Here is a 24,008-nt window from a genome sequence, read left to right as displayed (position 1 = left end):
GTTCAGAGGAGAGATTCATACCTGACTCAACGGTCACGGACGCCTCAGGTTCCACAAACAGAATCACGAGACACTAGTTCGCCAGCTCGGGGTTGACCATCACGTGCTTGAACTTGGAGTACTCGTCGATCCCGTGCGGGGACAGCTCCTTGCCGTATCCCGAGTTCCGGAAGCCGCCGAACGGCATCTCCGAGGCGACGAAAATCTGCTGGTTCACCCACACGGTTCCGAAATCGAGCTCCCGCGTGAAGCGCATGGTTCTGGCGAGGTTGGTGGTCCAGACACTCGCTGACAGGCCGTATTCGACTCCGTTGGCCATGTCGAGCATCTCGTCGTCACTGGGCCCGCGCTGGATCGTGATCACCGGCCCGAAGACCTCGCGCTGGATGATCTCGTCCGACTGGTCGGCGTCGGTGATGACCGTGGGGGCGTAGAACCAGCCCGGGCGGTCGAGCCTCTGTCCGCCGATCCGCACGGTCGCGCCGCTGTCGCGTGCGCGGTCCACGAAGCCGGCGACCCGGTTCAGCTGACGCTCGGAGATCAACGGACCGATCTCCGTCTCCGGGTCGGAGGGGTCTCCGACGCGCAGCTTCGCCGCCGCTTCGCAGTAGGCCTCGACGAACTCGTCGTACGCCGCGTCCTCGACGATGATGCGGCAGGCGGCCGTGCAGTCCTGGCCGCTGTTGGAGTATCCGAACTCCACGAGGTCCCGCGCGGTCGCACGGATCGGGCTGTCGGCGAAGACCAGGACCGGAGCCTTGCCACCGAGCTCGAGGCCGATCCGCTTCAGCGTCCGTGCGCCCGACTCCGCGACGGCCTTTCCGGTCGAGACGTCTCCCGTGAGCGAGATCATCCGGATGGCGGGATGCGCGACCAGGGCCTTGCCGGTGGTCGAGTCGCCCAGCACGAGGTTGAGCACGCCCTCGGGGAGGAACTGATTCGCGATGTCGACGAAGAGGATGGTGCTGGTCGGAGTCAGCTCCGACGGCTTGATGACCGCCGCGTTGCCGGCGGCGACGGCAGCGGAGATCTTCCAGGCCGCCATCAGGAGGGGGTAGTTCCACGGGGTGATCAGGCCGACGACACCGATGGGCTCGCGGCGCACCCACGAGGTGCTGTTGTTCGCGTACTCGCCGGTGGCGGGAACGGAAGACGTGCGCGCCGCGCCGGCGTTGAAACGGATGATGTCCCACACCCAGGGCATTGCTCCCTGGGCGACCGTGATCGGCTGGCCGACGTTCTCGCTTTCGAGCTGAGCGAATTCCTCCGCCCGTTCCTGGACCACCTCGGCGATCTTGAGGAGGATTTCAGCGCGCTCGGCAGGAGGGGTGTTCCCCCAGGCCTTCGCCGCTGCCGCTGCCCGCTGCACGGCCTCGTCGACATCGGCCTCCGTCGCGATCCGATAGGCGGCGATCGCCTTCTCGGTGGCGGGGTTGACGACGACCGCGGCGTCGGCGTCGGTGATGTCTGCTGCGAACGCCGCCGCGGCGCTCCGGTGTTCGGCCATCGGCTTGCTCATCGTTGCCGCTCCTTGTGAATCGGTTATGCCTGGTTTCGCCAGTTGACCGGTGTGATCGACAGGAGGAGACGCGTACCCGGAACCGCTCCGTAGCGGACGGTGGTGCCTCGGGGCAGGACGATCAGCTCTCCTGCCTCCCCGGTCAGCGGGACGTCGACGCCGTCCTCCACGACGAGGAACTCCGCCCGCCCGTCGAGGACATAGACCGTCTCCTCGTACTGGAGCGTCCACGGGTCGCTGTGCCCCGGCTCGTCGAACGTCATGAAGTAGGTGCCGAGTCGGTCGAGTCCGGAGTCCGCGGTGCGATGCTCGATCTCGGCGGGGCCGAAGCGCTTGACGTTGGCCGCCGCGAAGGCCGGCTTCGAAGCGCTGGGGCTGGTCATTTCTGTCTGTCTCCTCGGCTGTGACGGCTCTCCGGCGATGGAGTCACGGAGGGCCTGTGCGACGTCCTCGGGCAGCGGGCGGGACCGCGCGGCCTCGGCGTCGACGTTGACGTACACCAGCTCGATCTCCGCGATCTTCGTCCCGTCACGCACGACGAGCATGTCGAGCTGGAAGCTGGACGTCCCCACCCGCCGGCACGCGACATCCACGTCGAGGACGTCGTCGAAGCGGGCCGGCGACAGGAAGGTCTGCCGCGCGCTCACCACCGACGGGTCGATTCCGCCCTCGATCAACTTCGCGTAGGGCCAGCCGAGTTCGCGGAAGAACTCGGTCATGGCGACGTCGGCCAGCTCCAGATAGCGGCTGTTGAAGAGGAAGCCCTGCGTGTCGACCTCGTGGTTGCGCACCCGGTGCGTGTGGGTGAACACGTCAGGCTCCCGCCTCTGCCCGGAGCTTCGCGTACAGGTCGTGCCGCTGGAGCGCGAGTCCGGGCGCTTCGGGGTTCGCCCGCGAGGCCTGCAGGAGGTCGTGGTCCAGGGACACCACCACCAAGTCCTCCCCGGACGACTCGGACTTGGCCAGCACCCCGTCGTTGATCCCGACGGTCCTGTCGACGGGCCCGGTGACCAGGGCGTTGCCGGTCGCGTACATGGGCGCGTCCGCCGGTAGGCCGTTGTGGCCGATCAGGGGCGACATGGCGACGTAGAGCTGGTTCTCGATGGCGCGCGCCTGGCATCCGGTGCGGACCCGATGCACGCCTCGTCGGTTCCAGGTGAGCGAGGGGCAAAGGATCAGGTCGACCCCCTTGCGCACGAGGTACCGGGACAGCTCCGGGAACTGGATGTCGGCACAGATGAGCACCCCCGCGGTGAACGGCCCGATCCTGGTGACCAGCAGTTCGTCGCCGCCGCGGGTGCCGAGCGCGTGTTCCTGGGGCGTCAGGTGGGTCTTGTCCTGGGACTCGACCCGGCCGTCGGGGTGGACGACGAAGGCGGTGTTGCGCAGTGAGCCGTCGCTGTGCACGCGGTTGTGGCTGCCGCCCGCCACCACGATGTTGTGGTCCTTGGCCATGCTCCGGAGGCCGTCGACGATTCCGTCGGTGAACGTGGGCAGGACATCCCAGTAGTCGGACCTGATCGTCGCCGTGGTCACCTCGTGGCCGGTGATGGATCCGAGGAGGCCGGTGCTCGCGAGTTCGGGGAGGAGCACGACCTCCGCGTTCTGGTGGGCGGCGCGGCGCACGAGATCCTCGGTGTGGGCGAGGAATTGATCGAGGTCCCGCTCGGGGCGCAGCTCGAATTGGGTGACAGCGACGTTCAGCGACACCATGATTTCTGGGACTCCTTTTCCGGAGGTGAGGCGACGGGGTTTGCCGTAAAAGGCCCGTCGCCGCCCGTGAAAGCGACGGTATCGGCTCGGTCGCGGCGGCTCACTCGTCACTTATGACAAGGGCCGGGTGCGTTACCTGGAATCCTTCCAAGCCGCCTTCGGCCGGTTTGAGGATGAGGAAGCGCGGTCAGCGTTCCGGCCCGAGCGCCGCCCCGAAACGTGCTGAGAGGGCCAGCCCCCGTTGCGGGTCGGCGAGCACGCTGCCCGTCGCCCCGGCACCGCGGATCTCTCCGGTCTGCTCCTCCCGGTCGGCCGGTCTGATCCGGCGCTGATCCCAGGACTCCGCCTCCACCATGGCAAGCGCGGTCAGCGCGAGGAACAGGGACGAGACCGCCGATGGATCCCGCAGGCTCAGATCGAGGGCAGACTCGATCTTCGACAGGCGGTAGCGCAGTGAGTTGTGATGTACGGCCAACGCATCGGCCGCAGTCATGATGTTCTGCCGGTGCTCGAAGTAGGTGGAGAGGGTGGCCAACATGGTCTGGTTGTCCTCCAGCGGGCGGAGAAGTTCCCTCGCCCACTCGCCCATCCGGTCGAGACCGACGTCCGAGAACAGACGGGTGGCGAAGTCGAATTCCTCGTAGGCCATCAGACGCCGCCCCGTGCCGTCGCGGCGCAGCACACGGAGGGCGAGTTGGGCGTCGTGGTAGGAGTCGACCACGTGCCCGACGCCGGCCGCGTCCCGTCCGATACCCAGCACCAAGCCCTCCGTCGGTGTGCCCGCCTTGACGAAGGCACGTCTGACGGCGGACGACGAAGCCTGCACGAGGCCGACCAGGGCGGATTCCCGCAGGACAAGAAGATGTGGGAGACCTTCGCCGACCAGCGTGCGTTGCAGACCGGCATGCAGCGACTCCAGTGCCGCCAAGTCCCGGGCGGTGGTCACGCCGAGGGCAGGCTCTGCGACGACCACCCGCGTCTCCTGTTCGAAGGACAGCCCCAGAGAGGCGATGCGGCCCGCCAACTCGGCGTCGTGGCGCTCCAGACGCAGCGCCAGGGCCTCTTCGAGTACGGCGCTGCGCACCGCCCGTTCCTGGCGCTGGGCGGCGAGTTCGATCTGGAGGCTGGTCTCGGCGAGCGAGGCGGCGATGTACAACGCGGCCTCGGAATACTGGTCCGGGAAGGCCGGGCGGCGGCCGGCCGCGACGAGCCAGCCGGTCCGCTCACCGGCAGAGGCGCTGGTGGCGACCCTGACCGCCATGCCGTACCAGCCCTCGACGGTGAACCTCTGGGCCTCGCTCTGGGTGCGCGCGATCTCCGGGAAGAGCAGGGACAGCGGCAAGGGCCCCGAGGCGTGTTCAACGCCGCCGTGGCTGTCGACAAGTGTGACGACCGCGTTGCAGATCTTGGCGACCCGCGCGGTCAGCGCCCGCAGCGGATCGGGTTCGGTCAGAGACTGGGTCAGCGAGCGCTGCAGTGACGTCAGGCGCCTGGTCGGTGCCTCGTCGGCTCGCGCGGTCGAGCGCGCGATCTCGGCGATGAGGTCCGCGGGATCGACGTCATCAGGAAGGCCCAGCAGGATATGGCGGCCCACCGCATGCTCCAGGCTCTTGGGCAGGGCGCCCGGTGGCAGCCAAACGGCGATGACCCTGGAACCGGGCAGCGCGAGGGCGTCGGCGACACCGGCGAGCAGATCACCACCGGTGGCGGGACGGGTCGCGGCCACGAGGACGACGTCTTCACCGACCTCGGCGAGATCGGCGCCTCCCGAGGCCAGCCGTGCTCCGTGCACCGGCCGGGATCCCGCTCCCGCCCGGTCCACGAGCAGGGTCAGCCGCAGCCGCTCGTTGCCGAGGAGTTTGCCGAGCGTGCAACCAGTCCCGTCATGCGTCATTCGGAAGGTTCCCTACGTCAGTGTGGAACGTTCAGCCACCTACCAGCGCACCGTCGTGTTCCGGACAGGCTAGGCAATAACCGGTCAGGTGGTATCAGGATATCTCTCAAGAACCCGCCGTGCGGTGATGAGAATTCCAATGGGGCTCAGGCGTGATCCCGGCTACCGTCGGGCCTGAAATACGCAGACGCCGAAAGGGGTGGAGACGTAAATGGAGCCGCAGCACCCCGGAGCGGTCGAGCCTTATCGGCGGTCGGCCGTCAGCCGCATGACGCCGGAGAAGATCTTCGTCCGGGGCTATGAGCTGGAGGACCTCAAAGGGGGGGTTGTCCTTCACCGCGGCCTCCTTTCTGCTGAGCGAGGGACGGTTGCCGAGCCCGCAGGAGACCCGGGTGCTGGACGCCGTGCTGACGGCGGTTCTGGACGGCAGCGCATTCCAGGCCTCGGGCACCCGGCCTTCAAGAAGGTCGACCCGCGTGCGGCGATCGGGCAGGGTCAAGATCACCGCGAGGCCGGTCGTCTCCTCCGGGGTGAAGCCGAGGCCGACGAGCACGGCTGCCATGACGCCCGCGTCGTCGACGGGGATGTCGCTCTTGCCGGGCCGGGCGGTGAACGCGTGTGGTGGCGCACATCTCCGAGGAGTTGGCCGCGGCCAGGCCCCTCCGGATCGTCCTCGACCACGACGTGGCCTATGAGATCCCGGGAAACAAGGACTTCGCCACCGACCTGAAGGAAGCGGGGTGGCCCGCCGCGCAGTGACCACTGCCGACGGAACTTCGTATGATCCACCGGACCACAGGTGTGCAGGGAGACAGCATGGACCAGCTTCGAGCCCTCGACACCGCCGACATCGTCGTCGTCGGTGGCGGCATTGTAGGCCTGTGCACCGCGTTCGAGCTCAGCAAGCGCGGATACGACGTCATCATCGCCGAGCAGCGGTTCTTCGCGTTCGGCGCCTCCGGTCGAAACTCGGGGGCGATGTGGCTCCAGACGCGCCGCTCCGGCACGGAACTCCAGCTGGCCCGAAGCGGCCTGGAACGCTACGCCGAGTACGAGCGGGAACTCGGTCCCACCTTCGAGTTCCGCCGCCATGGCGGGCTGTTCTTCTACGAGACGGAAGAGCAGAAGACCGTGCTGAAGGAGTACGTCGAGGACCGTGCTGCCGCCGGCCTCGACATCTCGCTGCTCGGCGCGCGCGAGGCCCGCAAGCACTCCCCGGTGCTCCCGGAGTCCGCCATCGGCGCCGTCCACTGCGCCGACGACGCGCAGATCGACACCCAGGCGTTTGCCCGCGGGCTGGGGGCCGCCTGCCTGCGTCGCGGGGTGCGGGTCTACGAGAACACCGCCGTGCTGGGCACGCTGCGGCGCGGCGACTCGGTCATCGGCGTCCGCACGGTGCGCGGCGACATCCACGCGGGCGGGGTGGTGTGGGCGTCCGGCGCCTGGTCGGTGAACCTGCGCTCGGAAGGCATCGACCTGCCGATCGAGACCTCGCGGGTGGGCCAGCTGGTCACCCAGCCGATCGCCTACACCCCGGGCCCCATCCTGCGCGGCCCGCGTGGCGTGGCCTGGTGCGGGGCGCTGACCGACCTGACCGGCTACGACCCCCGGCTCTTCGCCGCGCCACAACCGCCCGGCGCGGACAGCGACTTCGGCTACGACGACACGCTCGTCCAGAACACCGAAGGCGCCCTGGTGGTCGGCAACAGCATCGACGGCACGGGCTCCCTCAACCCGCACATCAGCATGTCCGCCACTCACGCCCTGATCAACACGACGCTGGACCGCGGCACCAGGCGCGGTGAGCTGGGCGTCACCGGACTGTGGGCGGGACTGGTCGGCCGCACGCGCGACCACCTGCCCATCGTGGACCGCGTCGAGGGCATCTACGTCAACACCGGTCACTCCTACGGGGTGGCGAGCGGCCCGGCCTGCGGCGAGATCCTCGCCCAGCTGATCGTCGACGAGCCGAGTCCCCTGCGTGCCGCGCTCGCCGTCGACCGTCCCGGACTCCAGGCCGCGACGTCCGGAGCCCCGTCCTGGTAGCCGACCGGGCCCGCTCGTGACGGTCCCGGCGGCAGGGAGGTACTGATGCAGGCCGTGCTCCTCACCGCGTTCGAGGGCCCCGATGCCTTGGCCGTACAAAAGGTTCCGGAACCGGAGGCCCAGGAGGGCCAGGTCCTCATCGACGTCGAATGGGCGGGAGTGACCTTCCCGGACCTCCTGCAGACGCGTGGGGAGTACCAGACGCGTCCCGAACTGCCCTTCATCCCCGGCTGGGAGGTGTCGGGGACGGTCCGGACCGGCTTCGGCGGAACCCGGGCCGGTGACCGCGTGGCAGCCCTGCCGGTCACCGGTGGCTTCGCCCGGACGGTCGCGGTCGACGTGCCGATGGTCTTCCCCCTCCCGGACAACGTCGACACCCGCCGCGGGGCGGCCCTGCCCCTGAACTACCTGACGGCACATTTCGCACTCCTCCGCCGCGGTGCTCTCCGGCCCGGTGAGGTCGTCCTCGCCCACGGGGCCGCCGGCGGGGTGGGGAGCGATGCCTGTCAGGTGGCCGCGTCGTACGGCGCGCGCGTCATCGCGGTCGTGTCCACCGAGGAGAAGGCCGAACTGGCCAGGTCCCTGGGAGCACACGAGGTTGTGGCTGCCGACGGCTTCCTCGACGAGGCGCGGGCCCTCACCGACGGCGGAGGGGTCGACATCGTGGTCGATCCGGTCGGCGGGGACCGCTTCCTGGACTCGCTGCGCACGCTGCGGCACGGCGTGGGGCGCCTGCTCGTCCTGGGATTCGATCCGATCCATCCCGACGCTCAGATTGAAACCTCCCCCTTTGAATGAGGGGGATTCCTGGCTCAGGCCGCCTGACGGAACAGCGTCCCGCCAGGTCTTGTGCCATCAGCACCAGCCGGGTCGAGACCAGCCCGGACCAGCATCACGCGGGCGGAGTTCTTGTCCCTGGGGGACACGGCTCCGCACGCGGTGCAGGTGTAGGTACGTTCCGAAAGCGGAAGTGCGTGCTTGGTTCTCGCTCCGCACTGTGCGCAGTCCATGGTGGTGTGCGCGGGGTGGACCAGGTGCACGATCCGGCCGTGCTTGCGGGCCATCTCCAGCAGGGCCCGCTTGGTGGCACCGATCGCGGCGTCCGCCGCCTTCTTCGCCATGGTCGACTTGGCGAGGAAGTTCGGCCTGAAGTCCTCGACCGCCAGGACGTCATGGTCGCTCACCACGCGCTTGGCCCACTTGCGGCCGGTGTCCTGCCGCTGCCTGGCGACCTTCTGGTACGCCTTCGCGCGCAGCTTCTTCGCTTCGCGGTAGCCCTTCGAGCCGGGCTGCCTCTCGGCGGGTTTGCGGCGGGCCATCATCCGGTCGTTCCGCGACAGCTTCTCCTGGGCCTTCTTCCCGTGCTGGGCGTGGGGCAGGTCGTGTGCGTCGGATGTGGTGGTCGCGGTCTCTTTGACGCCCCAGTCGATCCCGATCGCCGCGCCCTTCTCGGGGAGCGGTTGGACCTCGGCCGAAATAACGAAGGAGGCGTACCAGACGCCGGTTGCGTCCTGGTGCACGCGCACCGAGGACGGGTCGGCGGGCAGCTGGCGCGACCACACCACGGTCAGCACGATGTTCCGGGCGAGGTGCAGGCGCCCATCCTTGATGCGGAAGCCGCGCTGGGTGTGGTTCAGCGTGGGTAGAGCTTCGCGCTTCTTCTTGTACTTCGGCATCCCGGCGCGCTGCCGCTGCGGCAGGCGTTCCTTGATGTCTTCTGCGCCTTGGCGCGGGATTTGCCGAAGTCGCGGATGATCTGCTGCTGCGGTACCGAGCTGCCCTCGCGCAGCCACGGCGTGTGCTTGCGCGCACCGGTCAGCATCTTGTCGAGCTGTGCCGGGCCGCAGGTCCGCTTGTCCCCGGGATGGGCCTTGTTGTGCAGGTGCACGGCCTTGGACTTGGCAACGGACTCGTTCCAGATCCACCGGCATCGGCCCCACTCCCCGAGGAGCAGCTTCTCGGCGGCGGGCGACACACGCAGCCGGAAGGTCCACCGGGCGTGCCCGGTGTCTTCGGTCGTCTGCGGTGCCGTCATGGCTACACGGTAGCTATAGGATGGCTGCATGGTCAACTTTAACGTCCGATTCCCCGACAACCTCCACGCCCGCGTACGCGCTCAGGCGGCTGCGGACCGGCGGTCCATCAACTCCGAGATCCTGCACCTGATCGAGGTCGGCCTCGACATCGTCTCTCCCGAGACGACGGGTCGCCCTGACGGCGATCCGGCTACCCGTGCCCCGCTCCGCGGGAAGCCGGATTCCTCCCCGGCCTGAAGGCCGGGGCATCCTCCGGTTACCAGGTGAAGAAACTCGTCGGCAACAAATCGAAGAACGCACTCAGAATCACAAGACGCTGGGTGTCAGGTCGCGCAGCAGCTTCCGCGGCGGAGGATCGAACCGACCGCGTGCCAGTGCTCGCTGTCGCTGTCCGCCCGGTCGGCGGTGAGGCGGTGGGGGCCGACCACGTTCTCCTGACGGTGCATGATGCCGTCGCGCATCACCCAGGAGACGCGCGTCAGGTCGGTGAAATCCTGGAAGGGGTTGCCGTCGATCACGGTGAGGTCGGCAAGTTTGCCGGGTTCCGCGGTGCCCAGATCGTCCTCGACTCCGAACATCCGGGCGGGCGTGACGGTGGCGGTACGCAGAGCCTGCGCGGGGGACAGACCGGCGTACTGGTGGAGGGCGCGCAGGCCGAGGTGGAGTTGGAGACCGATGGGAGTGTTCGGGGAGTCGGTCCCCATGACGAGGGTGCCGCCCTCGGCGATGATCCGCCGGTAGGTGGCCATTTCGAGCCGCAGTTGGCGCAGCAGCTCCTCGGTGGGCGGGGCCTTGGACAGCGCGTTCACGGTGGCGGTGTCCCAGGGGGGCATGATGGTGGTCACCCGTGGGTCGTCGGCCAGAGCCGGGTACGCGCCCAGCAGGAAGAGGGCGTTGAAGGGGGTGATGATGATCCCGAAGCTGCCATCGCGGTAGACCTCGTGGACATCCTCGTAGCTGTGCAGGGTCGGGGACGCGGAGCGGCCGTACTCCTGACGCTCGGTCGCCGCCAGATGGGTCGTCAGGTCCTGGCCGACCTGGATGCCGGGTGTCAGCAGGTGACCTCCGGCGGGGACACCGAGCTCGTGAGCCGTCCGGGTCGCCTCCTTCATGATCGAGGCGGGGGCACGGACGTAGGTCTTGACGAAGTCGTAGTCGAGCGCGACGGCACGTTCGAGGGTGCGCCGGAGGCCGTCGGACGTGCTGTGGGCACGGCCTATGCTGAATCCGACCCGGCTTCCGTCGATGAGTTCGCCGGTGGTGAGCAGCCGCGGGCCGGTGAGGGCACCCGCGTCGGTGGCTTCGCGGAGACGTGCCCCTTCGTAGGCGAAGCCGCCCAGGGAGACGTTGGTGGTGACGCCGTAGGCGAGCATCAGGCTGGTCTGTCGACCGCCGTAGATGTTCGGGAACGGGTGGGTGTGGGAGTCCCACAGTCCGGGGATGACGGTGGATCCGGAGGCGTCGATCCGACGCTCTCCCGCTCGCCCGGCACCGGATCGGTGCGCTTCGACGGCAGTGATGCGGTTGCCGGTGATGACGATGTCGACGTCCTCGCGGACGGCGTCCCCGGTGCCGTCCCACAGCCGTCCGGCGTGTACCCGGACCACGTCGGTGCGGGGCGGCAGGCGGCGGGCTGCCGTCAGGGTGTTCGGGAGGGTGCGGCGGCCGGTACCGTCCCGGTTGATCAGCCGCAGCCTGCCGCTGGAGAGGTAGAGCAGGTGGCGGGAGTCGCCGGACCACGACGGGTGGTCGGCCGGCTCGTCGGTGATCTGCTGCGGCCGGCCGGTCGGGGTGCCGTCCGGGCCGACGGGCAGGACCCACAGCGCGGACTCCACGACCAGAGCCAGCCACGCTCCGTCGGGCGACCAGACCGGTCCGCTGTCGCAGCGGTCGGACACCGAGGTGTGGGGCAGGGGCAGGAAGGCCCTGGAACCGCCGTCCCGGGTGTCGATCACCCGGATCACGTTGTACCCGTTCTGGAACCGCTGGTTGAGCTGGTTGCGGTCACACATGGCGATGTACCGGCCATCCGGGGACCAGCTGGGACGGCCCGGCAGGCCGTCGGGGACAAGGGGCGCGGCGACCTTGGTCTCATCACCGGACGCGACGTCGACGACGAGGAGATTGCCGGTGATGTCGTGGCAGGCGAGCCGGGCGCCGTCGGGAGAGAGGGCCGGGTTGAGTCGGCCACCGGTGGCCAGGACCGTGACCTCACCGGTGTCCGGTGAGAGCCGGTGGACGGCGGCCAGACCGTCACCGCCGGCGTCTCCGTCGTACGAGTAGACGACGCTCCTGCCATCCCGGGCCCAGGACGGCATCTGTACGTACCGCGAGGGGTCCGCCTGGAACAGCTTGCGGGGCCGCGCGCCGACGGGCATCAGCCACAGGGCGTTCAGGGCTGCGAAAACGACTGATCCACCGTCGGGAGAGAGCGCCGGGAGGTGGATGCCGCGCGCCGGCCTGGGTGCGGTGGAGTCGAAGTCGCGTGCCTTGCGGCGGTACTCGGGCGGCGTCACGTCCAGCGAGGCGGTGAAGGGGATGTCCCCGGTCGGCTCCAAGGAAGGGCTCAGTGCCTTGATCCGGCCGTCGGCGAAGTAGAGCAGGCCGCCGTCCGGCGTCCAAGAGGGCGGGAGCGGCGAGACGTCCTCGGTGCCCGAAACCGTCCGGCCGTCCACGACCAGGGCAGACGTCGCCGCATAGAACGCGGTCCCGCCGTCGGTCCACACGTAGGCCACGCGGCCGTCCTTGGAGACGGCGGGACACAGCGGAGTGCCGGTGTCCACGGCGCGTACCGTGGTCACCTCGCCGCCGGCGGCCGGTACCGAGACGAGGGTCCGTCCTCCGGCGCCCGCGCGTACGAACAGGATCCGGTCGCCTTCCGGGTGCCAGGCGGGGTCGTAGTCCTCGGCGTCCGGCTGACTGGTCAGGCGGGTCAGCTCACCGGTCGCCACGTCGAGGGTCCAGATGTCGTACGAACTGCCCCGCACCGCGTCCCCGCCACGCTCGGAGGCGAAGGCGATCCGCATGCCGTCCGGCGACCAGGACACGCCCCGGTCGTCCCAGGGACCGGAGGTGAGCCGGCGCGGGTTCGAACCGTCAGGGGCCATCGTCCACAGGTGGAATCCGCCGCCCTTGTAGGAGCAGAAAGCAACCGCCGAGCCGTCCGGCGACCAGGCGGGGCGGGTCGGCTCCATCCCGGGAGCGGTCAGCGCGGTCGCCGTGCCCCCGCTCCGTGGCAACGCCCACAGCACGCCCTGCACCTCGATGACGAGCCGGTCGCCGTCGGGCGAGACGGTCACGGAGGCATTGGTGCCTGTGGTGAACGTCAGCGGTCCGGGTGTCCGGACCGCCTGCCGCGGATGTGTCCGGCGCAGGGGTTGAGGGTGAGACGGCCGCCGCCGGGGACGCCGAGAACGGAACGAGCGCGGTGCCGACACCGCCCAGGGCCGCCGCGCCCAGGAGACCCCGCCGGGTGACGCCTGCGGGGAGCCGTCTCGCGGAGGTCCCGTCGGATTCGTCGGAGAGGTGTGCGGGTGCGTCGGCCCCCGGGGTGACCACGTACTCGTCGGACGGCTCGCCGGGGAAGCCCTGCTTGACTGTGTTCATGAAGAAAGCTCCGGTCTGTGGGGGCATCTGGCATCCGCAGGAGCCGCAGCTCGGCCACCGGTCCGCGTCGGGCCGCCGGGCGCGCGCCTGTGCCGCCGACGCGTCCGGGACTCCCCTGATTTTCAAGTGCACGCTAGGGCATGGTTGACATATCATCAACCCTGGTAAGCGCAAAGGAAGTTACTCGTGGGGCGCGGGATGCCGCACCGCAGCAGACCGGCGCCGTCAGGCACATCGCGAATCAGCCTGGGCGGGGCTCACACGCCGGCGCCCCCACGGCACCGCAGCAACGGTCGGCGGTCGTCGTCGTGGGCACTCGGTCACTACGGTCGGGCATGCCGGGTGGGCCCCTGCGCCCCGGTGGGCCCAGGGCCCATGGCGGTCTTGCCTTTTCCGTACTGGAGGGTCTCGCTGTCATCGGGGCAACCCATGGGAATGCAGTACAGGGTGTCGAAGGTGCCGCTGAGAATTTCGGCATGGGCGGAGTCGGCACCCTTCTCGAGCGCCACCTGCGCAAGAGCGTCCACCAAACGCATTCCCGGGCTCAGTGAGACGCTGACCGGAGTCGACCGTGTCTCGACGCGCGCGATGCGCTCGTGGGAGGGCGGGCCGGGGTGACGCAGGGGTTCGACCATGGCCGGCAAGTTCGCGAGCCCTTCCCGGATTCGCCGTCACTGCATGGCGTCATCCTCGACCTCCAGTCTGGGGCTCCTCGGCCCTTCGAAGGTGCGCCCCCTCCTTGAAGGCGGGAATCCGAGCGGATTCCGCGAAATGTAGCGAACCTTCCTTCGCTGTTCCTCGATCTGTCGAAAAGTACAGATGACGTGGGGCTCCACGGGCCGGACGCTTCCGTCACTGTCCCTCTGCCTTTGCACGCGGAATTAGGGGGCCTCGCCACCGGGTCCGACGACCAAGGATCACGCCGGATTTTCGTAACACTTCCAATGGTTCGTGGTCACCGTCGGCTCTTAACTGTGCGCAACTCACCGAGTGACCTCGATCTCATTTACGTCACCACGCCCGCGATGAATTCCCCGGCCGATCCAACGGTCGACTCAACGACGAATGCCGTCGCCGCCCGGGACATCGCCGGACCATGGCAGGAGCAGACCATGCAGCGCAGAGCAAGGGTTGTCGGACTCGAGAAGCGAACTGGGGCCGTCGGCAACAGGTATCAGAACGTTCCCGGCGCGACCGAGGACACGACGGCCCGTCAGGGCAGACGCTGGCTCGTCGGGGCGGCCGCCGGCCTCTGTACGGTGCTGCTCACCACCGCGTGCGCGCCGCAGGAAGCGACCTCCTCGGGCTCGAAGACGGACGTCGATCCCGAGGTCACCGCGGCCCTCAAGAAGGAAGGCCTGGTCAGGTTCCACGACGGTCAGTACATGGAGAACTCCCTCCAGGCCTACTTGATGGAAGAGATCGTCACCGAGCTCGGCGGGGAGGCCGAAACCGTTCAGAGCGGACCGGCCGAGGCCGCGGCGGCGATGTGCAAGTCGGACGACCTCGTGTCCATGGACTGGTGGCGGTGGCAGTTCGAGGACGGGTGGCAGAAGTACGTCGTGAAGGAGAAGTGCGTCGTCGACGCCGGCACGACGGACTACAAGGGCGAAGAGGGCTGGTACGTGCCCACCTACGTCATCAAGGGGGACGCCAAGCGGGGCATCAAGCCCGCTTGCCCGGAGCTCCCGGACTGGAAGGCCCTCAACAAGTGCGTGGACGTCTTCAAGACGTCCCGGACCACGCCCAAGGGCCAGTACATGACCGGGGCCGAGTCCTGGGCACCCGCCTACGGCGACCAGGACCGCATCGACAACCTGAAGCTCAACTACAAGATGACGTTCGCCGGCTCCGAGGCGGCGCTCTTCGCCGAGCTTTCCAAGGCCTACGAGCGGGGTGAGCCGTGGCTGGGGCTGATGTGGCGTCCCAACTACCTGACGCAGAAGTACGACCTGACGCGTGTGGAGTTCCCGCCCTACAGCGACAAGTGCTGGAAGACCACGCACGCGTGCCAGTGGCCGGAGACCGTGATCTACCGGACCGCCTCGGCCGGCCTGGAGTCCAAGCACCCGACGGTCTGGAAGATCCTGCAGAACTACGAGCTCGACGACAAGCAGCTCAGTGCGATGCAGTCGCTGGTCGTGAATGACGGAATGTCGATCGAGGACGCCGCCAAGAACTGGGTTAAGGAGAACCGCGAGGTGTGGACCGCATGGATCTGACCAGCGGATCCCCGGCCGAGACGGTGCCTCGTACCGGCCCGGCCGCAGGCACGGTCACAGCGGCGAAGAGCAGGCGTCCGGACGAGCACGGCAGGCCGGGATCGGGTCCGGGGCCGGCACCGGGTGAGCCTCGTCGCCGTCTCGGCCGTGGTTTCGCCTGGCGTCCCTGGCACATGGTGCCGGTTCTGGTCGCTGTCGTGATCGTCTCCGGGGCCGTCTCGGCCCCGGTGGCCTTCCCGGCGGGGCTCAGGGTCCCGGTCGGGCGGGAGGTGGAGGACGCGTTCAACGCCTTCGCGGAGAGCGGGACCTGGCTGTACGAGCCGATCGCCACCGCGTTGGACGCGTCGTTCGACTGGCTCGTCGCCTGGCTGGAGGTGATTTCCCCGCCCGTGCTCGCGGCGGCCGTGGTCCTCCTCGTCGGCTATTTCAAGGGCGTCCGGCTGGGGCTGCTCGCCGCGGTGATGTTCGCATGGGTGATTCTCACCGGGCTGTGGGAGCCGACGGTCGAGACGGTCGCGTTCATGCTCGTGGCGGTCGTCGTCAGCGCCGTCGTAGGCGTCGGACTGGGACTTGCCGCCGCGACGCACCCGAGGGCCCACGCCGTCGTGCGGATGCTGCTGGACGCCCTCCAGGCGTTTCCGGCCTTCGCCTACCTCGTGCCGGTCGTGTTCCTGTTCGGCATGGGGAACACCCCGGCGCTGATCGTGACGGTGATCTGGGCCATGCCGCCGATCGCGCGCATGACCAGCGTCGGGCTCCGGGATGTCTCCCCCGACGTGCTCGAAGCCGCTGCGGCTTCCGGCGCGAGTCGCCGGCAGCTCCTTTTCGGGGTGCGGATCCCCATGGCGGCGCCGAGCATCCGTGCGGGTCTGAACCAGACCATCATGTACGCGATCGGGATGGCCACGATGGCGGCGATGATCGGCGCCGCCGGTCTGGGCGCGCCGGTGTGGAGCGCCCTGAGGCGACTGGAGTTCGGCGACGCTCTGCAGGGCGGGATCGCCCTGGTGCTCGTCGCGATCCTGATCGACCGGGCGTCCTCGCCGCGCAGCGGTCCCGGCACGAGGAAACGCGCGGAGGCGTCGAACGGACCGCATCAACGCCCAGTGGGTCGCTTCCTTCGGAAGCCTTCGCTCGCGGGGACGATCACCTTCTCGGTGTTCCTGGCCGTCGTGGTCGCCTCGCAGATCTTCCGCGGCTCGTGGCAGAACTTCGCGGAGCCTCCGTGGGGCACACCGGTGCGGCTGCGGGAGCCCGTGGGCGACGCCGTGATCTGGGTGACCACGACGTGGGGCCCCGGCCTCGACGCGGTCGGTTCGGCGATCCAGCAGTTCGGCCTCAACCGGCTCGGCGACTTCTTCGCCTCCATCCCGTGGCCCGTCGTCGCGCTCTGCTCGGCCGTCCTCGGCGTGGTCGTCGCAGGAAAGGTCAAGGGCGTCGTCATCGGCCTCGGTGTCGTCGCCATCGGGTGCCTGGGAATGTGGGGGTCCACGGTCGAGACGTTGGCGGTGGTGAGTACCGCCATCGCGCTGGCCGTGCTGATCGGATTCCCGGTGGGTGTCCTGATGAGCGCGAGCAACGCGGTCGCAGCCGTGATGCGCCCGGTTCTGGACGTGATGCAGACGCTGCCGGTGTACCTGCTCGTCATCCCCTCCGTCATGATCTTCGGAAGCGGCGAGGTCGCCGCCGTTCTGGCGACCGTCCTGGCCGCGGTCCCGCCGGTGATCCGGTTCACCAACGCCGCTCTGCGGGGAGCGGACCCGGAGGTCGTGGAGGCCGCCGTCACCTTCGGTGCCACGCCCGGTCAGGTCCTGCGGCAGGTTCGTATCCCCCTGGGCCTGCAAACCATCATGGTGGGCCTGAACCAGGCGGTTCTGATGGCCCTGGCCATGGCCGTCGTCAGCGCGATGATCGGCGCGCCCGGGCTCGGACAGGACATCCTCGCCTCGGTCGAAAGGGTCGACCTGGCCCGGGGCGTCGAGGCCGGCCTGGCGATGTTCCTGCTGGGCGTGATCATCGACCGGCTCTTCGACGGGTCCGCCCGCATGCTCACCACCCTCACCCACACCTCGGTCAGCCCTGGAAAGGCGGGATCATGACTGCCGTATCCGCACTGGCGACGGAAGCTCCGGTCGGCGGCGCCGCCCTCAGCGTCCGACATCTCTGGAAGATCTACGGCCCCCACCCTCGACGCCACTTCGAGGAGGCCGAGTCGGGCAAGGCCCAGTCGGACGGGGCGCACACCGTCGCGGTCCGGGACGTCTCCTTCGACGTACGGCCCGGCGAGACCTTCGTGGTGATGGGCCTGTCCGGCAGCGGCAAGTCGACGCTCGTCCGATGTCTCAACCGGCTCCTGGAACCCACCGCCGGAGAAGTGGAAGTGGACGGCGTCGACGTGGTGTCGATGTCCCAGTCCCAGCTCAGCGAGATGCGGCGCAAGCACTGGGCGATGGTCTTCCAGCACTTCGGACTCCTGCCGCACCGACGCGTCCTGCACAACGTCGCCTACGGTCTCGAAATCAGCGGTGTCCCCAGGAGCGACCGCGACGCCAGGGCTCAGGAGATGATCGAGCTGGTGGGACTCAAGGGCGTCGAGCACAAGTACCCGCATGAGCTCAGCGGTGGCATGCGACAGCGCGTCGGACTCGCGCGCGCCCTGGCGGTACGTCCCCGTCTGATGCTCCTCGACGAACCCTTCAGCGCCCTCGACCCCCTCATCCGCGGCGACCTCCAGGACGAGCTGCTGAGGCTCGCCGACGTCGTGCGCCAGAGTTCGATCTTCATCACCCATGACCTCGCCGAAGCGCTCAAGGTCGGCGACCGGATCGCGATCATGCGTGACGGACAGTTCGTCCAGGTGGGGACTCCGGAGGACATCGTGCTGCGTCCGGCCGACGACTACGTCCGCCGCTTCGCTGTCGAGGCACCGCGGGCCAAGGTGGTGCGCGCCGGAACGATCGTGCGTGAAACCGTCACTCTCTCCGGGGCCGATACCCCGGAGACCGGCCTCGCGAGGCTGGCCGGCGCCGGCGGCGGGGCCGCGATCGTGCGAGGGGAGGACGGCACAACGCCGGGCGTCGTCACGGAGCTCCAGTTGCTCAGGGCCCGGCAGGAGGGGCTGAGGACTGAGGACCTCCTTACCGGTGAGTTCGCGACGGTGAGCGAGGACGAGAAGCTGGGCGCCGTGATGGAGAAGCTCGTGGCTACGGGAAACCCGGTGATCGTCCACTCGGTCTCCGGCCGGCTGCTCGGACTCGTGGACCACTCGACCGCGGTCCGTGCCCTCTCCGCGACACCGCCACCCACTGGTTGATGCATCAACTCTGGTCGGGCTAGTTTTGTCGCCGCGTCACCGATGACAGACACAGCGCCACGGCCAACCCGATCCGGCTCCCGGGAGGAGCGCTACCGCGCGGACCATGAAGGAACACCGGACGACGACCAACACAGACGGGGCTCGCGGGGTTCCTGCTACCAGCAGCAGGCGAACACGGCCCCGCCGGGGAGGCCCAAGGCGGACGGGCTTGTGCTGCTCGCGGCGCACCCCGGCCAGGGAGCGATGATGCTGACCGGCATCTACCCCTCGGTGGTCGACGAGGACGAGCTGCTGGCGGTAGATCCCGAACTGGACGTGTAGAACCCGGCGAACGGGTTCCGCGAGCCTCCGGAACCGAGCAAGTACTCCGCGGAGTTCATCGAGCGGTACCAGGCGGCGCAGCAGGCTCGCGTGGCCCGGGTGGACGCCCGGCCCACGTGCTGATCGCCGAGCATCAGCGCTACCGGCAGAAGACGCAGGAACCCGGATTCGAGGACTGCCGCTGGAGGAGCGCGACTACATCACCCGCCGGGCGGTGGTCGGCCACTACATGGTCGTCCACCGGACCGAGGTCGATCCGGCCTACCTGGACGTGAGCCTGCGCTCCTGGAAGTCCACCCGCACACCGGCCCGACCGGCTCAACTACGCCCCCAGTGGGTTCGGTCGGCACGTCACACCGCGAGCTTGGCTGAGCACCTGGTCGGGGCTGTCGACCCGGGCCCCAGGCGCAGTGCGAAGCCAGCCTGGCTGAGGGCAAAACGATCCGTTCGCGGAGGCCGAGCACTTCGCCACCCCCTTCCGAAGCGGGAAGAGGTCCTGTGACTCGTCGTCGAGTGCCTCGCTCCGCGATTCCCCGCGGTGCGAAACCTCTGATCGCTTTTCCGCGCTAATGGAGAGGCGGTCCGGCACCTCCCCATTAGCGCGGTGACAGGCCCCCCAGTGGGCCCAGACTCCCGGATCAGCAGAACGAGATGCAGAAAGTTCGTGGTGATGCTCGAACTCCTCGGAGGCCCACCGGGCTCCGAGGTTGGTGAGGCCCAACAGGCCTCTCTGGCCGAGCTCCTGGAGCAAGGCACTTCAACGTACGCGAGTAGGACGTTCTGCTGGGAACGTACGCGAGTGGGACGTTCTGCCGGGTTCGACCCGGCGGTGAAGCCGTAGCCCTCCGCAGCCGAGTGAGCACGTCAGTCCCGCGGGGCGATTCGCTTGAGGATGTCCTCCGCCTGTGCGGCCATCTGCTCGACGATCTGTCCCGCGGGCGCTATCTCGTGCACCAGCTGGATGGTCTGCCCGGCCGGCATCATGCCGAAGTCCAGGTCGCCGTCCTGGTATCCCGTCTCCACGCGTGATCCCGCGACGGCGTACTGGCCGGGGAATCCGGAGGCCTGCGCCCCGGAGGCCTCCCACTCGCTGGTCCACTTGTTGCTGAAGGCACGCATCCGCTTGCCGCTGTAGGAGTGGGTGATCGTCGTGTCCTTGAACGTGCCGTCGAGGACCCGCTGCTTGAACGCGGTGTGCCCGAAGGCCTCCGGACTCGCGATGAACCGGGTGCCCACCCAGGCGCCGGCCGCGCCCAGCGCCAGCGCCGCGGCGAGGCCCCGGCCGTCCGCTATGCCGCCCGCCGCCAGGACGGGCTGGTCCACCTCGTCGATCACGGCCGGTACGAGGGTCATGGTCGACACGTACCCGGTATGGCCGCCCGCCTCGGTGCCCTGGGCGACGATGAAGTCGACGCCCGCGGCGCTCGCCTCACGCGCCTTGCCCACCGAGCCGACCAGAGCGAAGACCTCGATGCCCCGCTCCTTGCACTCACGGATGAACCAGTCGGGCGTGGCGAAGGTCAGAACGACGGCCGCGGGAGCCGCGTCCAGCACGATCTGCACCTGATCGGCCACGGCGCCCGGCGTGAGCAGCGCCTCGATCCCCGACAGCTTGCCGCGCTCCTGGTCGTCGAGCGAGTCCCACAGTTCGCGCACGGGCGCCCACTGCTGTTGGTCCTCGGTGGTCAGGGCGTCCGGCAGCAGAAGATTGACCGCGAACGGCTTGCCGGTTCCCTTCTTGATCGTCTCGATCTGGTCCCGCAGCGTGTCCGGCATGAAGCCCGCGCCTCCGAGGCACCCCATGCCTCCGGCGTTGCTCACCGCCACCACCAGTTCCGCCTGGGCCACGCGCGCCATCCCCGCCGAGCATATGGGGTGGGCGATGCCGAGAGTCTCGGTGAGTGCCGTCTGTATCACGGAGTAGGACCTTTCAGCTCGATCGGTGGGCAGTGGGCTGCCCGACTGCTTCTGACGTGCACGTCCCCGGGTGCGGCCTCAGGTGGCGCTCCACCCGCCGTCGACGTGGATCACCTGGCCATTGACGTAGGAGGCCCCGTCGGAAGCCAGGAACAGCACTACGGAGGCCACTTCGCTCGGATCGGCGGAGCGGGCCGCGGGGATGAGGAAGTCCATGATCTCGGGGGACACCCCGATCCCACGGTTCTGGGAGGACACGAGGTCGCCCAGGAGCTCTTCCGAGGTCGCGCGCAGGTTGGTCCGGATGACTCCCGGTGCGACGACGTTCGCCGTGACGTTGTGCGGACCCACGTCAATGGCGAGGCGGCGGTGGAGACCCTCGATACCGGCCTTGGAAGTGACGTAGGCGAGGCCGTCGGCGGCGCCGCGCTGACCCGCGACCGAACCGATGGAGATGATCCGGCCGGACTTCTGGCCGATCATGGCCTTCGCGGCGGCACGGCAGCCGTTGAACGTGCCGGTGAGGTTGACCGTCATGACCTTGTTCCACAGTTCCGGTGTGGTCTCGAGCACGTCGGCGTACCCGTCGAAGACGCCCGCGCTGTTGACCATGACGTCCAGGGAACCGGTGGCCTCGACCACTTCATCGACGAGCGCGCCGACACTTTCGTAACTGCTCACGTCGACGACGCGCAGGTGGAGCGACGAGGGGGAGGACAGCTCGGCTTTCGTCTCCTCCAGGCGTTCCTGGGAGATGTCACTCGCGAAGACCTCGTATCCCGCGTCGACGAAAGCGCGGGCGATACCCCGCCCGATGCCGGAGCCTGCCCCAGTGATGATGACGCTCGGTTTGTCCATGCCTGTGAGCCTAGGGATCCTCTGGCGCGGGCCTGAAGTGGAATCCTCATGACACGACACGCGAAGTTTTGGGATATCCACCGGCGGGGGAGTCTCAGGGATCCGGGGCGGCCTGACGAGCCGCGTAGGCGGCGGGCGTGAGGCCGGTGTGCTGCCGGAAGAAGCGGCCGAAGTTGGCCGTGTCGGTGAAGCCGAGGTGGTCGCCGACCGCGCGGGCGGTCCACCGGGCGTGGCCGAGCAGTCGGCGTGCTTCGAGCAGGCGGCGCTGGTCGATGACCTGCCGTGCTCCGGTGCCGGCGGCGGCCCGGGTGGCGCGGCTGAGGGTTCGTACGGAACAGCCGAGCAGCCGCGCGTAGTCGTCGACGCGGTGCAGCTCGCGATAGTTCAGCTCCAAGGCGTCCAGGAATCGTTCGTAGACCGTCATGCCGCCCGGGTGCCTGGTATCAGTGTTGTTGGCCGAGGAAGTGTTTCCGGCGGTGACCGGAGCTTGTGTGACGTCCGGTGAGTTGGCGAGTCGTAGCAGCAGGGCTTCGAGGAGGCTGCACCGCAGGGCGTGATGGGCCGCGAGCGGGCGGCGACCCAACGCGCGGTGTTCGTCGAGGAGTTGGAACGCGGTCTGTTCCAGCCAGGCGGCGTCGTCGGGATGCGGGGTCAGTACGGCGGGGGCGTCGTGCGAAATGACGGGAGCCAGCTGGCGGGCGATGTCGGGCCGGAGCGCCTCCGGTTCGAACAGGATGAAGGGGCCGCGGGCGGCGCTGGGGTCGTGCCAGCACTGCACGTGCCCGGGACGCACCCACAGCCACTGGCCGGGAGCGACGGTGCGCGTGACGTGATCGACGTCGTGCTGCAGTTCACCCTCCGTGACGAGGATCAGGTAGTGGAAGGTGGCACGCCCCGGACGGGGCGGATTCCAAGGCCAGTCGTCGTGGTCGGCGTGGAAGTCCTCGACGGTGGTCACTTCCAGGCCGTACGGCGTACCCACCGGGGGCTGGAAGCCGTACAGCGGGACGGACTCGGGCTTTGCGGGTGCGGCGAAGTCGGGCCGCGAGACGAAGAGGGCGGAGGAACCCTGCTCCGATCCCGGCGGGTGTCGCCTGCCGACCATCATGTGTCCGCAGTTTACCGGCCGCATCGTCGTCCGCAGGGAAAGGATGGTGATGCGGCCCGTGCGTGTGCGTGCCGTTGGTACGGGGAGTGCCGGGGTACTCACCCTCGCCCCTCCGTGAACGAGAGAAAGGTTTCCCGCACACATGCATCGCACCGGCACCGAGCTTCTCGAACTCGACGCTCTCCGTGATGAGGGAATCGCCAACCACCGCAAGCTCATCGAGGCGGGCGTCGACAGCACGCTGCGCTTCATGCCTGGGCTGTGCCACGGCGGGGACATGATGGCACCGGCGCAATTGCCGGACGGGTACGCGGCCGCCGTGTCGGTGTACGCGGACCTCGCCGCGCGCGTGGCGCCGACCGCATAACGGTCCACATCCCAGCGGCCTCCCGTGACGGTACCGCGCCTCCTCCGTGCTCGCCGTCGCATGCCTGTGGCTGGTACTGCTGTTCTTACTGATCATGCCGGAAACGGCACTTCGCGCCCTGTACCGCCGGTCGGGGCGTCAGGATCGATGAAGGAGCTGATGACCATGGACGGAGAGACGCTGCAGAAGACCGCGGCCGACTACGCCGAGGAACTCCCCGGAGCCGGGCTGGAACACCCGTTCGGCCCCGAGTGGGAGGTGTACAAGGTGCGCGGCAAGGTCTTCATGCTCATGACGCAGGTGACGGGTGAGCCCATAGTGATTCTCAAATCGGCGCCCGACGAAGCGGCCGCCCTGCGACACGAGCACGTGGAGATCTCCCCTGGCTACCACATGAACAAGAAGCACTGGATCACGCTGGCGGGCGGAAACACGATCGACGAGACGCTGGTGAAGGAGCTCGTGACCGACTCCTACCGACTTGTCGTCAGCGGGCTCGCCAAGTCCCAGCAGCCCGTCGACCCGCACACCTACGGCCGCCGGGCCTGACCTCCGCATGTCCTTCAGCGGCACGAAGCTCCAGGACACCGCGCGCAACACCGCACTCGCGCTCCCGGGAGTCAGCCACGGGCGCCCGTTCACCGAGCAGCTGGACGTCTACAAGGTGGCAGGCAAGGTCTTCCTGATCGTCACCGACGACCCGGACGAACTCATTGTCACCCTCAAGGCGGAACCGGAGTACGGGCGGTTGCTGCAAGGCCAGTACCCGTCGCTCACCCCGGGCCGCTACCTCGACAAGCGGCACTGGATCTCCGTAGGAGCCGGCCGGGGCGTCACGGCGGACCTGGTCGCCGAACTCGTCGACCACTCCTACCACCTCGTCCTGGAGACGGTTCCGCGCAACCGCCGTCCCGGATGACCACCAACCAATCAACCGACCAACCGACCAACCGACCACGGACAAGGACCGCCCATGCACAGCATGTCGACCGAGGAATGGCACGCCTTAGACCGACCGGCAAATGGTGCGGACGGGCGGCGGCCTACAGCTCAGATGCAAGGCAGGCACGGGCCTGAGTGATCAT

21 protein-coding genes and 1 pseudogene are annotated in these 24,008 nt (G+C 68.7%); 11 read left to right on the top strand and 11 right to left on the bottom strand.

Annotated elements, in window-relative coordinates; translation table 11 throughout:
• Positions 1-73 precede the first annotated feature (73 nt).
• From AC5P09_RS46705 to AC5P09_RS46685, 5 genes are all read right to left on the bottom strand, one after another.
• Positions 74-1,519: an aldehyde dehydrogenase family protein gene (locus AC5P09_RS46705; RefSeq protein WP_493879766.1), complete on the bottom strand. Its 1,446-nt coding sequence runs from the start codon at positions 1,517-1,519 to the stop codon at positions 74-76.
• Between the two features lie 23 nt (positions 1,520-1,542).
• Positions 1,543-2,331, bottom strand: a complete 789-nt coding sequence (locus tag AC5P09_RS46700) for a thioesterase family protein (RefSeq protein ID WP_493879765.1) — start codon at positions 2,329-2,331, stop codon at positions 1,543-1,545.
• Between the two features lies 1 nt (position 2,332).
• Positions 2,333-3,232 (bottom strand): nitrilase-related carbon-nitrogen hydrolase, encoded by a 900-nt coding sequence (locus AC5P09_RS46695; protein ID WP_493879764.1) that lies wholly within the window; start codon positions 3,230-3,232, stop codon positions 2,333-2,335.
• A gap of 187 nt (positions 3,233-3,419) precedes the next feature.
• Positions 3,420-5,126 (bottom strand): PucR family transcriptional regulator, encoded by a 1,707-nt coding sequence (locus AC5P09_RS46690; RefSeq protein ID WP_493879763.1) that lies wholly within the window; start codon positions 5,124-5,126, stop codon positions 3,420-3,422.
• A 106-nt stretch (positions 5,127-5,232) separates the two neighbouring features.
• On the bottom strand, positions 5,233-5,688 hold the full coding sequence (locus AC5P09_RS46685) for a hypothetical protein (RefSeq protein WP_493879762.1): 456 nt from the start codon (positions 5,686-5,688) through the stop codon (positions 5,233-5,235).
• A gap of 59 nt (positions 5,689-5,747) precedes the next feature.
• Between AC5P09_RS46685 and AC5P09_RS46680 the strand changes: the two genes are divergently transcribed.
• The 3 genes from AC5P09_RS46680 to AC5P09_RS46670 are packed head-to-tail and all read left to right on the top strand — an operon-like array spanning position 5,748 to position 7,970.
• The gene (locus AC5P09_RS46680; RefSeq protein ID WP_493879761.1) at positions 5,748-5,885 is read left to right on the top strand and encodes a hypothetical protein; all 138 of its coding nucleotides are present in this window, start codon (positions 5,748-5,750) and stop codon (positions 5,883-5,885) included.
• Positions 5,886-5,942: 57 nt separating this feature from the next.
• Positions 5,943-7,172, top strand: a complete 1,230-nt coding sequence (locus AC5P09_RS46675) for an NAD(P)/FAD-dependent oxidoreductase (RefSeq protein ID WP_493879760.1) — start codon at positions 5,943-5,945, stop codon at positions 7,170-7,172.
• A 45-nt stretch (positions 7,173-7,217) separates the two neighbouring features.
• Positions 7,218-7,970 carry an NADPH:quinone oxidoreductase family protein gene (locus AC5P09_RS46670; RefSeq protein ID WP_493879759.1) on the top strand — a complete coding sequence of 251 codons (753 nt, stop codon included), beginning with the start codon at positions 7,218-7,220 and terminating at the stop codon, positions 7,968-7,970.
• Between the two features lie 14 nt (positions 7,971-7,984).
• Here the strand turns inward: AC5P09_RS46670 and AC5P09_RS46665 are convergent.
• A pseudogene (locus AC5P09_RS46665) lies at positions 7,985-9,207 on the bottom strand (RNA-guided endonuclease InsQ/TnpB family protein).
• 28 nt (positions 9,208-9,235) lie between these two features.
• On the opposite strand from AC5P09_RS46665, the gene AC5P09_RS46660 reads away from it, so the two are divergent.
• On the top strand, positions 9,236-9,445 hold the full coding sequence (locus tag AC5P09_RS46660) for a TA system antitoxin ParD family protein (protein WP_493879758.1): 210 nt from the start codon (positions 9,236-9,238) through the stop codon (positions 9,443-9,445).
• 86 nt (positions 9,446-9,531) lie between these two features.
• Here the strand turns inward: AC5P09_RS46660 and AC5P09_RS46655 are convergent, their stop codons facing one another.
• A complete protein-coding gene (locus AC5P09_RS46655; RefSeq protein ID WP_493879757.1) occupies positions 9,532-12,507 on the bottom strand; it encodes an amidohydrolase family protein in 2,976 nt (991 codons plus the stop codon).
• A 630-nt stretch (positions 12,508-13,137) separates the two neighbouring features.
• Entirely contained in the window at positions 13,138-13,449 is a 312-nt protein-coding gene (locus AC5P09_RS46650; RefSeq protein WP_493879756.1) for a hypothetical protein, read from the bottom strand.
• Between the two features lie 477 nt (positions 13,450-13,926).
• Here AC5P09_RS46650 and AC5P09_RS46645 point away from each other — a divergent pair, with 477 nt between their 5' ends.
• The 4 genes from AC5P09_RS46645 to AC5P09_RS46630 are packed head-to-tail and all read left to right on the top strand — an operon-like array spanning position 13,927 to position 18,673.
• Positions 13,927-15,036 (top strand): glycine betaine ABC transporter substrate-binding protein, encoded by a 1,110-nt coding sequence (locus AC5P09_RS46645; protein ID WP_493879755.1) that lies wholly within the window; start codon positions 13,927-13,929, stop codon positions 15,034-15,036.
• Positions 15,027-17,135 (top strand): ABC transporter permease, encoded by a 2,109-nt coding sequence (locus tag AC5P09_RS46640; RefSeq protein WP_493879754.1) that lies wholly within the window; start codon positions 15,027-15,029, stop codon positions 17,133-17,135. Before AC5P09_RS46645 ends, AC5P09_RS46640 begins: the two co-directional genes overlap by 10 nt.
• Positions 17,132-18,349 (top strand): quaternary amine ABC transporter ATP-binding protein, encoded by a 1,218-nt coding sequence (locus AC5P09_RS46635; RefSeq protein ID WP_493879753.1) that lies wholly within the window; start codon positions 17,132-17,134, stop codon positions 18,347-18,349. Before AC5P09_RS46640 ends, AC5P09_RS46635 begins: the two co-directional genes overlap by 4 nt.
• Before the next feature lie 42 nt (positions 18,350-18,391).
• Positions 18,392-18,673: a hypothetical protein gene (locus AC5P09_RS46630; protein WP_493879752.1), complete on the top strand. Its 282-nt coding sequence runs from the start codon at positions 18,392-18,394 to the stop codon at positions 18,671-18,673.
• An 864-nt stretch (positions 18,674-19,537) separates the two neighbouring features.
• Here the strand turns inward: AC5P09_RS46630 and AC5P09_RS46625 are convergent.
• From AC5P09_RS46625 to AC5P09_RS46615, 3 genes are all read right to left on the bottom strand, one after another.
• Positions 19,538-20,590: an NAD(P)H-dependent flavin oxidoreductase gene (locus tag AC5P09_RS46625; RefSeq protein WP_493879751.1), complete on the bottom strand. Its 1,053-nt coding sequence runs from the start codon at positions 20,588-20,590 to the stop codon at positions 19,538-19,540.
• 78 nt (positions 20,591-20,668) lie between these two features.
• The gene (locus AC5P09_RS46620) at positions 20,669-21,448 is read right to left on the bottom strand and encodes an SDR family NAD(P)-dependent oxidoreductase (protein WP_493879750.1); all 780 of its coding nucleotides are present in this window, start codon (positions 21,446-21,448) and stop codon (positions 20,669-20,671) included.
• Between the two features lie 94 nt (positions 21,449-21,542).
• Positions 21,543-22,556 carry a helix-turn-helix domain-containing protein gene (locus tag AC5P09_RS46615; RefSeq protein ID WP_493879749.1) on the bottom strand — a complete coding sequence of 338 codons (1,014 nt, stop codon included), beginning with the start codon at positions 22,554-22,556 and terminating at the stop codon, positions 21,543-21,545.
• 142 nt (positions 22,557-22,698) lie between these two features.
• Between AC5P09_RS46615 and AC5P09_RS46610 the strand changes: the two genes are divergently transcribed.
• The 3 genes from AC5P09_RS46610 (at position 22,699) to AC5P09_RS46600 (ending at position 23,842) form a co-directional block, all read left to right on the top strand.
• On the top strand, positions 22,699-22,923 hold the full coding sequence (locus tag AC5P09_RS46610) for a hypothetical protein (RefSeq protein WP_493879748.1): 225 nt from the start codon (positions 22,699-22,701) through the stop codon (positions 22,921-22,923).
• A 165-nt stretch (positions 22,924-23,088) separates the two neighbouring features.
• A complete protein-coding gene (locus AC5P09_RS46605) occupies positions 23,089-23,472 on the top strand; it encodes an MmcQ/YjbR family DNA-binding protein (RefSeq protein ID WP_493879767.1) in 384 nt (127 codons plus the stop codon).
• A 7-nt stretch (positions 23,473-23,479) separates the two neighbouring features.
• Positions 23,480-23,842 (top strand): MmcQ/YjbR family DNA-binding protein, encoded by a 363-nt coding sequence (locus AC5P09_RS46600; RefSeq protein WP_493879747.1) that lies wholly within the window; start codon positions 23,480-23,482, stop codon positions 23,840-23,842.
• Positions 23,843-24,008: the final 166 nt, after the last annotated feature.

The sequence above is a fragment of the Streptomyces sp. a15 genome (assembly GCF_059026085.1).
The sequence above is the reverse complement of the archived record's forward strand: the minus strand, read 5'-3'. Positions and strand labels throughout refer to the sequence as shown.

Bases quoted from the DNA above. Each gene is read 5' to 3' on its own strand.
- AC5P09_RS46705 (WP_493879766.1), bottom strand. From the start codon at position 1,519: ATGAGCAAGCCGATGGCCGAACACCGGAGCGCCGCGGCGGCGTTCGCA.
- AC5P09_RS46695 (WP_493879764.1), bottom strand. From the start codon at position 3,232: ATGGTGTCGCTGAACGTCGCTGTCACCCAATTCGAGCTGCGCCCCGAG.
- AC5P09_RS46690 (WP_493879763.1), bottom strand. From the start codon at position 5,126: ATGACGCATGACGGGACTGGTTGCACGCTCGGCAAACTCCTCGGCAAC.
- AC5P09_RS46685 (WP_493879762.1), bottom strand. From the start codon at position 5,688: ATGGCAGCCGTGCTCGTCGGCCTCGGCTTCACCCCGGAGGAGACGACC.
- AC5P09_RS46675 (WP_493879760.1), top strand. From the start codon at position 5,943: ATGGACCAGCTTCGAGCCCTCGACACCGCCGACATCGTCGTCGTCGGT.
- AC5P09_RS46670 (WP_493879759.1), top strand. From the start codon at position 7,218: ATGCAGGCCGTGCTCCTCACCGCGTTCGAGGGCCCCGATGCCTTGGCC.
- AC5P09_RS46660 (WP_493879758.1), top strand. From the start codon at position 9,236: ATGGTCAACTTTAACGTCCGATTCCCCGACAACCTCCACGCCCGCGTA.
- AC5P09_RS46650 (WP_493879756.1), bottom strand. From the start codon at position 13,449: ATGGTCGAACCCCTGCGTCACCCCGGCCCGCCCTCCCACGAGCGCATC.
- AC5P09_RS46645 (WP_493879755.1), top strand. From the start codon at position 13,927: ATGCAGCGCAGAGCAAGGGTTGTCGGACTCGAGAAGCGAACTGGGGCC.
- AC5P09_RS46640 (WP_493879754.1), top strand. From the start codon at position 15,027: ATGGATCTGACCAGCGGATCCCCGGCCGAGACGGTGCCTCGTACCGGC.
- AC5P09_RS46635 (WP_493879753.1), top strand. From the start codon at position 17,132: ATGACTGCCGTATCCGCACTGGCGACGGAAGCTCCGGTCGGCGGCGCC.
- AC5P09_RS46630 (WP_493879752.1), top strand. From the start codon at position 18,392: ATGACAGACACAGCGCCACGGCCAACCCGATCCGGCTCCCGGGAGGAG.
- AC5P09_RS46620 (WP_493879750.1), bottom strand. From the start codon at position 21,448: ATGGACAAACCGAGCGTCATCATCACTGGGGCAGGCTCCGGCATCGGG.
- AC5P09_RS46615 (WP_493879749.1), bottom strand. From the start codon at position 22,556: ATGATGGTCGGCAGGCGACACCCGCCGGGATCGGAGCAGGGTTCCTCC.
- AC5P09_RS46610 (WP_493879748.1), top strand. From the start codon at position 22,699: ATGCATCGCACCGGCACCGAGCTTCTCGAACTCGACGCTCTCCGTGAT.
- AC5P09_RS46605 (WP_493879767.1), top strand. From the start codon at position 23,089: ATGGACGGAGAGACGCTGCAGAAGACCGCGGCCGACTACGCCGAGGAA.
- AC5P09_RS46600 (WP_493879747.1), top strand. From the start codon at position 23,480: ATGTCCTTCAGCGGCACGAAGCTCCAGGACACCGCGCGCAACACCGCA.